The 12,824-nt window shown below is 43.5% G+C and carries 13 protein-coding genes; 10 read left to right on the plus strand and 3 right to left on the minus strand.

Annotated features, from left to right (window positions below; genetic code table 11):
• The first annotated feature begins 28 nt into the window (after positions 1 to 28).
• From HQM15_01705 to HQM15_01715, 3 genes are read left to right on the plus strand one after another with little or no spacing between them, the layout of a single operon-like run.
• Positions 29 to 589, plus strand: a complete 561-nt coding sequence (locus tag HQM15_01705; GenBank protein ID MBF0491479.1) for a hypothetical protein — start codon at positions 29 to 31, stop codon at positions 587 to 589.
• Positions 579 to 2,423: a penicillin-binding protein 2 gene (mrdA, locus tag HQM15_01710; protein ID MBF0491480.1), complete on the plus strand. Its 1,845-nt coding sequence runs from the start codon at positions 579 to 581 to the stop codon at positions 2,421 to 2,423. The genes HQM15_01705 and mrdA overlap by 11 nt, the downstream gene beginning before the upstream one ends.
• On the plus strand, positions 2,392 to 2,853 hold the full coding sequence (locus HQM15_01715; protein MBF0491481.1) for a peroxiredoxin: 462 nt from the start codon (positions 2,392 to 2,394) through the stop codon (positions 2,851 to 2,853). The genes mrdA and HQM15_01715 overlap by 32 nt, the downstream gene beginning before the upstream one ends.
• Before the next feature lie 77 nt (positions 2,854 to 2,930).
• Here the strand turns inward: HQM15_01715 and HQM15_01720 are convergent, their stop codons facing one another.
• Positions 2,931 to 4,088, minus strand: coding sequence for a class I SAM-dependent rRNA methyltransferase (locus HQM15_01720; GenBank protein ID MBF0491482.1), 1,158 nt, complete (start codon positions 4,086 to 4,088; stop codon positions 2,931 to 2,933).
• 45 nt (positions 4,089 to 4,133) lie between these two features.
• On the opposite strand from HQM15_01720, the gene HQM15_01725 reads away from it, so the two are divergent.
• From HQM15_01725 to HQM15_01740, 4 genes are read left to right on the plus strand one after another with little or no spacing between them, the layout of a single operon-like run.
• Entirely contained in the window at positions 4,134 to 4,970 is an 837-nt protein-coding gene (locus tag HQM15_01725) for a purine-nucleoside phosphorylase (GenBank protein ID MBF0491483.1), read from the plus strand.
• The gene (gene hemC / locus HQM15_01730) at positions 4,949 to 5,854 is read left to right on the plus strand and encodes a hydroxymethylbilane synthase (GenBank protein MBF0491484.1); all 906 of its coding nucleotides are present in this window, start codon (positions 4,949 to 4,951) and stop codon (positions 5,852 to 5,854) included. The genes HQM15_01725 and hemC overlap by 22 nt, the downstream gene beginning before the upstream one ends.
• Positions 5,851 to 7,359 (plus strand): uroporphyrinogen-III C-methyltransferase, encoded by a 1,509-nt coding sequence (cobA, locus tag HQM15_01735; GenBank protein ID MBF0491485.1) that lies wholly within the window; start codon positions 5,851 to 5,853, stop codon positions 7,357 to 7,359. The genes hemC and cobA overlap by 4 nt, the downstream gene beginning before the upstream one ends.
• On the plus strand, positions 7,360 to 8,397 hold the full coding sequence (locus HQM15_01740; protein ID MBF0491486.1) for a class I SAM-dependent methyltransferase: 1,038 nt from the start codon (positions 7,360 to 7,362) through the stop codon (positions 8,395 to 8,397).
• Positions 8,398 to 8,738: 341 nt separating this feature from the next.
• Here HQM15_01740 and HQM15_01745 read toward each other — a convergent pair whose 3' ends face one another.
• On the minus strand, positions 8,739 to 8,924 hold the full coding sequence (locus HQM15_01745) for a DUF559 domain-containing protein (GenBank protein MBF0491487.1): 186 nt from the start codon (positions 8,922 to 8,924) through the stop codon (positions 8,739 to 8,741).
• A 237-nt stretch (positions 8,925 to 9,161) separates the two neighbouring features.
• The gene (gene mtgA / locus HQM15_01750; protein MBF0491488.1) at positions 9,162 to 9,890 is read right to left on the minus strand and encodes a monofunctional biosynthetic peptidoglycan transglycosylase; all 729 of its coding nucleotides are present in this window, start codon (positions 9,888 to 9,890) and stop codon (positions 9,162 to 9,164) included.
• A gap of 60 nt (positions 9,891 to 9,950) precedes the next feature.
• On the opposite strand from mtgA, the gene efp reads away from it, so the two are divergent.
• From efp to HQM15_01765, 3 genes are read left to right on the plus strand one after another with little or no spacing between them, the layout of a single operon-like run.
• Positions 9,951 to 10,514, plus strand: a complete 564-nt coding sequence (gene efp / locus HQM15_01755) for an elongation factor P (GenBank protein ID MBF0491489.1) — start codon at positions 9,951 to 9,953, stop codon at positions 10,512 to 10,514.
• The gene (locus HQM15_01760) at positions 10,514 to 11,497 is read left to right on the plus strand and encodes a DnaJ domain-containing protein (protein ID MBF0491490.1); all 984 of its coding nucleotides are present in this window, start codon (positions 10,514 to 10,516) and stop codon (positions 11,495 to 11,497) included. The genes efp and HQM15_01760 overlap by 1 nt, the downstream gene beginning before the upstream one ends.
• Positions 11,498 to 11,501: 4 nt before the next feature.
• Complete coding sequence (locus tag HQM15_01765; protein MBF0491491.1) at positions 11,502 to 12,812, plus strand: hypothetical protein; 1,311 nt, start codon at positions 11,502 to 11,504, stop codon at positions 12,810 to 12,812.
• The last annotated feature ends 12 nt before the right edge of the window (positions 12,813 to 12,824 follow it).

Raw genomic sequence — 12,824 nt, forward strand, 5'->3', positions numbered from 1 at the left:
ACATGGAATACGTGAATGTATAGGATATATGAAAAACCCCTTCCTCCTCTTTCTCTTCTGGCTTTTTCTTTTCTTTGCTGAACAGCAAAGCACTGCCCGCCTTCTTTTTTTCCCGGGTGTTTCTTTTGTTGTCTTCACTTATGCCTTGCTCAATTTGGAGCGTGAAAAGATACTTGGGTTGGCGATTTTTATTTTTTTTATTCGTGCAGTCTTTTGCTCTTCTAATTTTTTGGTGTTCATAGAATTTTTCACCTTAGTCGTTTTACGCCTCTTTCTTTCATTTTCCCAAGGTGGAAAAATTTTTATGGAAGCGGTTTTTAGTTCTCTTGCTGTTTTTTTATCGAAGTTGCTTTTTTTATTTCTTTCACCCGAATATCAAATCACGGTGGAACAGTTCCGCTTGGGCGCTTATTTGAACTTGTTTTTTTCCAGTCTTTTGTTTTTATGGATAATCCACGAACCTGCTGCCTTGTTTGAAGAACGTTATTTTTCCTTGGGGTCTAGAAAAGGCCAACTCTATCTTCTTAAAGCGCGCAAATTGCGTAAGCACAGACTTAGACGGCGTTTTGGTCTGAAAAATGATTGGTGAGTGGATGTTCCCTCGCAATAAAATATTCTTCATGGGTCTTGTCATTGTCCTGTTTTTTGCGATGGTGTGCAGTCGCTTGCTTTATTTGCAGCTTTTTAAGAGGGTTGCGTACCAAAAAATTTCTGAAAATTTCAGTTTGAAAGAAACCCCCCTACTGGCTCAGCGCGGTATCTTGACGGACTGCAAGGGGAGGGTGCTGGCGACAACGCGTCCCTCGTTTAATTTATTTTTAACCCCGCAAAAAATAAAAGATACCCAGGCTCTTTTTGAAAAAATTTCGAAAATTACGGGGCAAAGCCAGGAAATTTTTTCTCAAATTTTGGAAAAAAATAAAAAAACTCCCAAATACAAAGCCCTTCTTTTAATGCAGGATTTGAATTCAGATCAAGCCGCCCAATTAAATATCTTTAAAAATTTGGCCCAAAAAAATAATGAATATGCCGATTTTTCAGCGATAGATCTTAAGATTGAGCCTTTACGCACTTATCCTCAGTCTGAACTATTTTCTCATCCCCTGGGTTTTGTTCGAAATGAAGGGGGGGATTGGTTAGGAGTGCAAGGTCTTGAAAAATTTTATGAGGCCACTTTAAGGGGAGTCGATGGAAAAGAACAAACTGTGGTAGATGCCTTTGGACGAGAGATGAATGCTCTTGCTTTTGGAATGGCCAAGGAATCTTTGTTGGAAAATCCGTTGCCAGGAAAAAACTTGCAGCTGACTTTGGATAGGGATTTACAAGAGGCTGCAAACACTGCTTTTGGAAATCAGTCTGGGGCCCTAGCCCTTCTGGAGCTGAAAAGCGGCGATGTCTTGGCCCTGGTTTCAAAACCTTCCTTCAATGCCAATCAACTTTTGTCTAATATAAGTGCAAAGGAATGGAAAAAAATTAATGAAGATGAATTGAAGCCCTTGCTCAATCGAACACTCCAGGCAGCTTATCCTCCCGGTTCTACTTTTAAGATTGTCACAGCCCTGACCGGTTTGATGGAGGGGAAAATATCTCCTCAAGAAAAATTTTCTTGTCCGGGTTATTACATGAGTGGAGGCAGGCGCTTTAGTTGTTGGAATGCCAAGGGGCATGGACAAGTGGATTTTTATCATGCCTTGATGTCGTCGTGCGATGTCTATTTTTACAAACTCGGAGAACGATTAGGGGTGGATAGAATCGCCGAGTATGCCAAACGATTGGGCTTGGGGCAGCTCACGGGCATCGATTTGGATTACGAGCGCAGTGGTTTAATTCCGAGTAGCGAATGGAAAAAACGGGTTAAAAAAGAAGAGTGGAATCCCAGCGAAACTTTATCGATGGCGATTGGACAGGGTTACGATTTGGTGACCCCTTTACAGAATGCCCTGATGATGGCGACCGTGGCTTCCGGTGGAAAAAAAATCACGCCTCATCTTGTGAAAAATGAGGAGGGGAAAGAGGGAGTGAAAAAAAACGAGGAGGGTCTGAAAATTCCTGCAGAAATTTATAAAACGCTGATGTCTGCCTTAAAAGGAGTGGTGCAAGACCCCGGCGGAACGGCCCATCGAATCGCTTTGCCAGGAGTAGAGATAGGAGGTAAGACTGGAACTGCCCAGGTGGTGAATTATGACACGCAGGGCCGAAAGGCGAAGTCCCGTAAAACGGAAGATCACGCCTGGTTTGTGGCCTATGCACCGGCAGAAAATCCGGAGATTGCGTTGGCAGTCGTCGTAGAACATGGAGGACACGGAGGAGCGGCCGCTGCACCTATTGCCCAAGCGGTGCTCAAAAAATATTTTGAAGTGTATCACAATCAAGTTTGGAAGGAGAAAACCGATGAGCCTCGAAAAAAATCAAGACGCCCCTGATTTTGAAGCCCTCGATCAAGAAGGAAAGAAACGAAGTCTGAAAGAGTTTAAGGGAAAGTGGGTCTTTGTCTATTTTTATCCCATGGATGACACTCCAGGTTGTACCAAGGAAGCTTGTAGTATTCGGGATGAATTCTCGGAAATACGAAAACACGCGGTGGTGATTGGGGTGAGTTCGGATACAGTAAAAAGCCATCAGAAATTTGCGAACAAATATCAGCTGCCCTTTTTGTTGATCTCGGATCCTGACAAAAAGGTCATTAGCGATTATGGGGCCAAGGGATTATTGTTCACCAAACGAATTTCTTACCTCATTAATCCCCAGGGGAAAATTGCACGCGCCTATTTGAAGGTGGACCCTAAAACACATGCGACTGAAGTGTTGGCGGATTTGTTGGCGTTGGTGAAAAATTTTTGTGCTTCATTTTAATATTTCTTTTTTAAGCAAAGATTTTAAAATTAATCCCTACTTTAACAATCTCCTAGAAAATCACACAAGAGGAGTTGTCAAATCACCCTCAGGACAAAACACTTGAGGTATTTCGATTCTGGAAAACCCAGTAAGGCAGGATGATCTGGGCCTTGCTGGCCTCTAAATAAAATTTGTACTTGACGCCTTGCATCTCGCGCAGCTTGCTGCAGTACTTCAATAAATAAATTTTCACTGAGGTGATGGGAACAAGAGGAGGTGATTAAAATTCCTTCTGCTTCCAGAAGCTTCATGGCCCTGAGATTGATTTCTTTATAGCCCTTCAGGGCTTGAGTCAGCTGGGAGCTTGATTTTACAAAGGCAGGCGGGTCCAAATTGATCAAATCAAATTTTTCTTTTCGTTGATCTGCTTCTTTTAAATAATCAAATACATTCTGGCAGAGCACTTCGATGTTGTTCAGTTGATTGAGCCTGGCATTCCGTTCCACTTGTTGGAGAGCCTTCTCGCTCTGATCCAGCGCGATCACCTTTCCCGCAGATTTTTTTGCCATGTGGCAGGCAAACCAACCATTGTAGGCGCAAGCGTCGAGCAGCTTTTTTTTACCCTGAGCCAGCAGAGAGGCCAACATTCGATTGTCGCGCTGATCCAAAAAAGCCCCCGTTTTTTGGCCTTCCAGCAGATCTACTTCAAAACGAAGCGAGCCTTCTTCTATTTCGATAAAAGATTTTTCGCCCTTCAGCAGCCCTTGGGCCTGCTCCAGATTTTCAAGGCGTCTCACGGAAACATCATTGCGTTCCACCAGAATTTCCGGATGAAAAATCTCTTCCACGGCCTGTAAAACAAGGCCTCTACAGCTTTCGAGGCCGGCACTTAGAATCTGAAAACTGAGGGCCCCATTGTAAAAATCCAAAATAAAAGAGGGGATGAAATCCGATTCGCCAAAGACGATGCGATAAGCATTCGAGGGGAGCTTTAACTGTTTTCGTCTTTCCCAGGCTTGAGTGATTCTTTGCTTAAAAAAATTGAGATCGATCGATTGATTTTTAGCAGACAGCGTTCGCAGTGCTATTTGAGAGTAGGGACTGTATAGCGCCAGCCCCAGGAATTTTTTAGAAGTGTTCTGCAGGGAGACTGCTCCAGCCAGGGTATTCTCTGGAATACTCAGATCCGATCTGAAAATCCAGGGATGGCCTTGTTGAAGACGCTTTTCTGCTTTGGAGTTGAGGGTAATCATATTTGCTTTTGACAGAGCGAGTTTCCTAAAGGCATAACACTCGTTATGCAAGCTTCAAAATACGTGCATCAAGTGCAAAAAAGTGCGGCCTGGCTGAAAAAAAAGCTAAGGGTAAGCTCCTCGGGTATTATCGTTTTTGGCTCAAATTTGTCTTCTGCATTTCTCGGTAAAACAAAAATTCTTCAAAGTATTCCTTTCTCCACTATTCCTTTTTTTCCACAACCCACGGTGAAAGGGCATAAGCCCTTTTTGCATCATGTGTTACTGGGTGATAAATCCTTTTGTGTGGCAGAAGGGCGCTTGCATTATTATGAGGGGTTTAGCATCCCAAATCTTTGTTTCCCCATTTTGCTATATCACGAGTTGGGGATCCAAAATTTTATATTTACCAACGTAGCAGGGGCCTTGGATCCAAAATTTCAGGTAGGAGATTTGATGTACGTGTCGGATCACATCAACTTCATGGGCTTTAATCCCTTGCGTGAGATTGGGCAAATGTACGAAAGAGATCGCTTTATCTCCCTGAACGAGCTGTATGATAAAAACTGGGAAAAACACTTTCTTGAAATTGCGCAGCAACAGAAGATTAAACTCCATTCTGGAGTTTATTTGGGACTGAATGGCCCCAGCTATGAAACGCCTGCTGAAATCAAGGCCTTTCGCGCCTGGGGTGCCCATGCGGTGGGGATGTCGACTATCCCTGAGGTGCTGGTGGCCAAGTATCTTGCTTGTCGAGTGGCGGCTATTTCTTGTATAAGCAACGTTTGCAACGATTCTGTTTCAACCCTCTCTCATGAGGGGGTGTTAGAGGTGGCGCAGCAAAACCAAAATAAACTAGCCCATTTATTGGAGGATTTTTTGTGCGAGATTCCATTATTTTAGCGACACGAGCTTCCGCCTTGGCTTTGTTCCAAGCCAATCTGGTAAAAGGTTTGTTGGAACAGAAACATCCCGGTTTAAAAGTGGAAATCCTTCCCCTGAAAACTTCCGGCGATCTTATCTTAGATCGGCCTTTGCGGGAGGTGGGGGGCAAGGCCTTATTTGTCAAAGAAATTGAAGAGGCCTTGCTGCAGAAGAAAGCGGATTTTGCGGTGCACAGTATGAAAGACGTTCCGGCGCTGCTTCCTCAGGGATTGAAACTGGGGGTAATTTTAGAAAGGGAAGATGCGAGCGATGTCCTAATTTGTAGAAATGAAGGCAAGTTAGAGAATCTTCCTCCGGCAGCAAAAGTGGGCAGCAGCTCGCTACGCCGAAAAATTCAATTGCTTCGCCTTCGTCCCGATTTGAAAGTAGTAGATCTTCGTGGAAACATTGATACGCGCCTGCGCAAGTTGAAGGAAGGCGCTTTGGATGCCATCTTGTTGGCTGCCGCAGGGCTAAAGCGTTTGGGCCTTTTTCAAACTCATTTCCAAAGACTAGATTTTATTGCCTCACCCGGTCAAGGGGCCATAGGTCTGGAATATCGGGAATGTGACCGCGAATTACAAAATATTCTGCAAGTCTTAGATCATCCTCAAACCCATGTTTGTGTAGAAGCAGAGCGCCTTTTGATGAGGCATTTTGAGGCCTCGTGTGAATTGCCTTTGGGTGCGCATGCTTTTTTAAAAGGCAATGGCTTGTCACTAAAAGCCTTTGTCTCAAACCAGGATGGAAGTCGTTATCTGGAAGCAGAAAAAGAAGGTGAGCTTGTTCAAGCTCTGCTGATGGCCCAAGCGTTGGTTGATGAATTAAAAGCACAAGGGGCAGAGGAGTTTTTTAAAGTATGAGTCGTAAAGGAAAAATCTACCTCGTCGGCGCTGGGCCGGGAGATAAGGGTTTGCTGACTCTAAAAGGGGCTCAGGTTCTTTCTAAAGCCGATCTTGTTTTCTACGATAATCTCGTGAATCCAGAAATTTTAGAATATGCCCCTCCACATGCAAATTGCGTGTATGTGGGCAAGCGCGGTTTGGGTGACAAGACTTCCCAAACTCATATCGAAGACCAACTGGTTCAAGCAGTTCAGGAAGGTAAATGCGTCATCCGTTTAAAAGGAGGAGACCCTTTTTTGTTTGGCCGTGGGGGAGAAGAAGCAGAGCGCTTAGCTCAAGAAAATATTCCTTTTGAAATTGTCCCCGGAGTTTCTTCACTTATTGCAGCCCCAGCGTATGCAGGGATTCCGCTGACTCATCGGGATTGGAGTTCTACCCTTGCTTTTGTCACAGGCTACACCCAGGAGAATAGTCCTTATCCCATCGATTGGCCCGCCTTGGCTAAAATGCAAACTATAGTTTTGGTGATGGGAGTGAAGACTCTCCAAGGGAATTGTGCCCGATTATTACAGGGCGGTATGCGTGGATCCACCCCCGTTGCGATCATTCGTTGGGGAACGACCCCTAGACAAAAAACTTATATTTCTACTTTAGAAAAAGTTGCTGATGAAATGCAGCAAATAAAATTGATGCCTCCCGTGGTGATGGTGATTGGAGAAGTGGTTAAGCTTCGTTCCAAACTTTGTTGGTATGAAAAACTTCCCTTGTTTGGAAAAAAAATTTTGGTGACTCGGGCTGCCTCTCAAATATCGGAGTTGTCTGATGGCTTATCTGCCTTGGGAGCAGAGGTGTATAAAGTCCCAAGTCTTGAGTTTAGTGCACCGGATTCTTGGGAGGATCTGGATCAAGTCAGTCAAAATCTGTCCCAATTTGAATGGTTAGTGTTTAGCAGTGCGCAGGGTGTCGAATTTTTCATGAAGCATTTTTTGAGTCTTCATCCAGACATTCGACTTTTTCCAAAAATAAAAATCGCCTGTGTAGGACCTAAAACAGCTTTGGCCTTGGAAAAATTTTATTTGAAGGCCGATAGGGTAGCTCAAAACAGCTCTGCTGCTGGTCTGGCTCAGGAGATGATTCTGGGGAAGATGATCCACGGAAAAGTGCTTTTTGTGCGTGCTCAAGAGGGACGAGAGGAATTTGTGGAGAGACTTTTGCAAGAAAATATTTTTCTCACAATGGTTTTTGCCTATAAAACCCAAGCCTGTTCAGAAGGAGTCCAGAAACTTCAACAAGGTTTGGACTTTGGAAAATTGGATTTGTTACTCTTTGCGTCTGCCTCTGCCATCAAGAATTTATTTGCCCTTTTGAACGAAGCACAGAAAAATATGCTGCTGAAACGGCCCTGTCTTTGTATCGGCCCTACCACTGCTCAGACCGCCAAGGATTTTGGCTTTCTCTCTGTGGTTCAAAGTGAGATTCCCAGCGTTGAAAGCCTTATTGAAAAAGCCATAGGATGTTTTTGAATGTTCAAAAAAAATAATCAGGTGAATGAAAAAAATAAGCTCTTCGAGGTACAACCCAAACAGATATTTGAGGTCTACTCTGGTTTTGCAGGCACTCAGGCCTTGCTTGCTGCCATTGAGCTAAATCTCTTTCAATTCATTGCCAATCAATTGAATACGGTAGAACGCATGGCCCCCGCCTTGAATATTTCCGCGCGTTCCCTGCGTATTTTACTGGATGCCTTGGTGGCGCTTAAGATTTTAAACAAGGCAAAAAATGTCTATCAATTGAGTTCGGAGTCCAAACAATATTTGGTAAAAGGTGGGGCTCTGTATATTGGGGATGTTTTACTTCGTTATGCCTTTAACTTCGAGAACTGGCACCCCTTGCTTGAGGCCTTGCGCAAAGGGCCCTCCTTGAACATGAAAAGCTGCGAGGAACGCATGAGGGGAATTCAGGATTCTTCCCGGGATATCTTTAGCACTTCTTATGCCTCGGCTGTTTTCATTAGCAAAAAACTAGGTGTGGGGAAAAGTTTAAAAAATTTAAAAGTGTTGGATATCGGTGCAGGTTCTGCTGCCTGGAGCCTGGCCTTTGTCTTGGCCGATGCTCAGAGTCAGGTAGATGCGCTCGATTTTGAAGGCATCTTGCCTCTAACCCGAGAGTTTGTGCAAAAATTTAGAGTGGAAAAGCAGTACAATTACCTGGCCGGAGATGTCTTGGAATATTCCTTAAAAAAAGAGCACTACGATGTTATTTTAATCGGACATCTTTGCCATCATTTGGGCGAGCAAGATTCAAAGAAGCTCTTCAAAAAATGTCACGAGGCCTTAAGACCCAAAGGCCGGGTGCTGATTGCCGAATATGTGGCCAACGACTTGAGAACCGGTGACAAGATTGCATTGCTGTTCGGTTTAAAGATGATTCTGCAAAGTACTCAGGGCGATGTATTTACGGTGAAGGAATTTAAAAAATGGCTGGCTGGCTGTAAATTTCGCAAGACCAGTGCCTTGTCGGCGGTATATCCGACCACGGTGATTTCAGCACAGAAGGGGTAAAAAAATAAGGGGGGCTTCACGCTATCGAGTGGGTAAAATAATATACTTTAACTGCTCATTCATTTATTCCCCTCTCCCCTTGAGCATAGGTATCTACACATCTCAGCAAACTATGGGTTTTATTGACTCTGCTGTTCCTCCCCTTAAGCTAAGGGGAGGTTAGGAGGGGTTATGGAAGATCTTGCTGAACTCAAAAATACTGTAATTTGCACGGTTTTCCATAACTCCCCCAACCCCCTCTTAGCTTAAGAGGGGGCAATACCAAAAGATGTGTAGATACCTATGCCCCTTGAGGGAGAGGGCAGGGTGAGGGGTTCATTCACTTGCTTCCAATATCTGACTCAACCTAGCTCAACCACAATGCGCTTTTCCAAACATACGAAATCCACAATATAAGCTCCAAGAATAGGTTGTCTTCTAAATTTCAACCCCTTTAAACGCCTGGATCTCAAATAGTACCAAAGATCATTTCCTGTATTTGTACTTTCCTTTCTGAGTAGTTTTGAAATGCCAACAAGTACACCCATTTATTTCTCCCCTCACCCAGACCCTCTCCCCCAAGGGGAGAGGGGAATCCTTTCTGCCTATTTCTAATTCTTGATTGTGATACAAGTTCTTCATCCTACTCAATCCTTTTCTTATCCGCTACTCGTACATATTCCCTACCCTTAAATATCTCAAATTTACCCACTCAGTTTCGTGATGAGCCTCCTTTAATAAAATGCAGAAAAAATATTTTGTGCAAACCTTGGGAGCTTTAAGTTTCACAACTCCTCAAAACTCCTACTCTGCATCCTTCTCAATAATATTGCCTTGCGCCTCTGGGCGCGTTTTTGTCTTTTGGGATCGGACAAGTATTTGGGGTTTGGAATAATCGCAGCCAAATAAGCCGCTTCTTCGCTGTTCAAGTTTTCGGCATCTTTTTTAAAGTAAAAATGGCTTGCGGCCTGGGCTCCATAAATGCCTTTGCCCCACTCGATGACGTTGAGGTAAATTTCCAAAATTCTTTTTTTCTCCAAAACTTTTTCCATCCAAAGGGCCAAAATGATTTCTTTGATTTTTCGGAGAGGATTTTTAGAGGCATCCAGATATAGATTTTTCACTAATTGTTGCGTAATGGTGGAGCCCCCGCGGACAATTCTTTTCTTTTTTAGATTGGCCTCCCAGGCGGATTCCAAGGCATCGGTGTCGATGCCATCGTGTTCAAAAAAAGTGTCATCTTCTCCAATGAGCACGGCTTCTTGAAGATGTTTTGAAATTTTATCCAGATTCACCCATTCTTGCTCAAAAAAACAGGGATGCTCACATCCCTTAAGATAGGTTTGAATAAATTTTGTGCTTTGAGGATTCTTTACCGTGAGGAGAAAAATTTCATGGGCGGGGAGCAAAATTTGAAGCAAAAAAACGAGTAACAGGATTGACAAAACAGGGATAAACGCCCTTCTGAGGAAGGACGACTTTTTTTTGTAGGGTTTGAGAGGAGATCGTTGCATCGTTTATGCTTCTCATGCTAGGGGCGAGACCGTTTCAGTTCAACCTAATAAGGAGTTTTTATGCTTACTGCCAACCAAATCCGTCCGGGGATGATTATCGAATTCGAAGGACAGGTTTATTATGTCATGGAATCGATTCATCGTACCCCCGGAAATTTGCGTGCCTTTATGCAAGTGAAGATGCGAAATCTGCGCACGAGCACCCAACTGGAGCAACGATTTTCCTCTTTCGATAAAGTGGAAAAAGTCACCCTGGACAATCAGAAAATGCAATATCTGTATCAGGAAGGTGACAGCTATTTTTTTATGAATACAGAAAATTATGAACAAGTGCAGCTCAATAAAAATGAGCTGGGCGATTCGGTTTATTTCTTACTTCCCGATACCCTGATTGAGGTTCAATTTTACGAAGGAAAGCCCATAGGCATTGATTTACCTAAAAGCATGGTGCTGAAAGTGGTTGAAACAGAACCCTCTATCAAAGGCCAATCCGCTACCTCCAGTTATAAGCCCGCAAAACTGGAAACCGGTTTAATGATAAAAGTCCCCCAGTTTATTAATGAAGGGGATATGATCAAGGTGGATCCCCTCTCCAAGGAATATATGGAGAGGGCAAATAAGTAATGGCAAAAAATTTCTACGATACCTTAGGCGTTTCCAAATCGGCCTCTCAGGATGAGATTAAAAAGGCTTATCGCAAGCTCGCCAAAAAATATCATCCCGATGTGAATAAGAACGACAAGGCGGCCGAAGAAAAATTCAAGCTGGCCAGCGAGGCTTACGAAGTCCTTTCCGACGAAAAGAAACGAAAGCAGTACGACCTGTACGGGGAATTGGGTGCCAATCCCAATTTTGATGCTGCTTCAAGAAGTTATAACTGGTCGGGAGGTCCTCAAGGGACGGGCGGTGCCGAGGATTTTGCGGATTTTTTCAGGCGGAGTACTGGAGGTGCTAGAACGCAAAGTGCGGGTCCGGATCTTAATGATTTGTTTGGAGATATGTTTGGTTTTGGAAAGACAGGGAGTAGATCCAAAAATTATAGAGATTATTATACTTCTGAGGTTCGAAAAGGTCAGGATTTGCAATATTCGATGGAACTGGATTTCCTGGAAGCAGTGAAGGGTAGTACTTCCAAAATTTCGATTCAGCGCGGCGGAAAACTGGAGAAGATCAACGTCAAGATTCCTCCTGCTGTAGATACGGGTTCGAAGATCCGTTTAAGTGGAAAAGGAGAACCTGGCGGCAGAGGTGCTTCTGCAGGCGATTTGTACATCGAGATCAAGGTGAAGCCGCATCCTTATTTCAGACGTGAAGGTGGGGATGTTTATTTTGATTTGCCACTGAGTATTAAAGAGGCTTGTTTAGGTGCAGCCGTTCGTATTCCCACTTTGGAGGGCTATGGGGAATTGAAAATCCCTGCAGGCACTTCCTCTGGACAAAAGTTTCGTTTAAAGGGTAAGGGCATTGTTTCGGGGGATGCTGTGAAGGGAGATCTTTATGCAGTATCCAAAATTGTGGTCCCCAAAACTTTGGGTGAAAAATCTAAAAAGCTTGTCGAAGATTTTGATGCAGCAGAGCCCCTTCGTTTGCGCGAAGAGTTTCATTAGCGCTATGAGTTTAAAATGGGCTTTCGGGTTTGCGGGAATGGTGTTCTTGCTTCTCTCAAGTGTCTCTTATTCTCAAAATACCTATCAAAATCTGAAAATTATCCATCTCAAAGGCGCAGAGATTCCTGAGTTTTTAAATCAAGACGTTCGCCAAATGAAGGTTTTACGCTTTGAAAAGCAGGGTTGGAAGGTAATTCCTTTTCAAATTGACGAAAAAATGGATGGACCTGCTTCTTCCCCTGCTTCTAAAAACAGAAAATGGGCCTTGGGAGAAGTTTTTTCAAGGCGGACGGAATCCAGTGTTGGCAATTTAAAATTAGAGGCCGATGAAGAAATTTTGTGGATGGCTCAAGACATGGGTGAGAAGGCTTCTAGCAAGGCTTGCGACAAGATGGCTGAAGTGCAGTTGGAAGGGCGTTATAGCTATATTTGCTTCAGTGAAAAAATGCCCAATTTTGCGGAAGATAAAAAAAATTACGTTTCTTACCTGCCCAACGAAGATAAAGTGGATGCCTTGGGTTACGAAAGCCGCTTTGATGTAAAATATCCGCTGGTTCAAAATGAATTGATCCCAAAAAATTCCATCGCTTCAGCTAATCAGAATATCATCGACCGATTTAAGGTGCGTTTTCTACTGGCCCTTAAGAAATTTTTTGACGTTACCGTCACTGAAGAGAATGTCACCGTTAAAAAAATTGGTTATAAGGCAGGCCCCATCCGCATAATCCGTCGCCTTATCATTTATAAAAGTTTAGGACCTATTCGAGTGTCACCTAAAATTGAAAGTGATTTTTTCTTTTATCCCTATAACATCTTGATTCCTAGTGAGATGTCTAATCCTTTGGATGGTCCAAAATCTTTGGCAGAAAACTCGATTGGTTTTTCGGGTCTTGATTTTAGTCATAGTTTTCAAGGCACCCAGTTTTATACGAATACTCAGACCAAGGCGGTTACTTTTGATGGTCAAATGAGCGAAGAAGAGAAAAATCTGAATGGCCAGGAAGTGTCCTGGTGGGTGGCCTCGGGCAAACAAGGCACTATTTTGGTAAAAACCGACTGGGATCCTGCCTTAACTAAGGCAGGGGTGAAGGCAGAGATGATTTATCGAGATGATTGGAGCAAGGCAGATCCTCCCGAAAATGAACAAGGAGAAACCTTGATCGGTTTTCAAATGAATTTATCTAAAATGCCAGCAGGGCGCTATCATATTACAAGTAATCAGATTTTTCCTCCTTCTTCCTTTAAAAAAGGGGAGGAAAACATCTTGTTAAAGGCGTTCCAGAATCCGCAATTAGTGATTCAGATGCTCCCTTAATTTTTTTTATTA

Source organism: Deltaproteobacteria bacterium (assembly GCA_015233135.1).
Classification (GTDB): Bacteria; UBA10199; UBA10199; order JADFYH01; family JADFYH01; genus JADFYH01.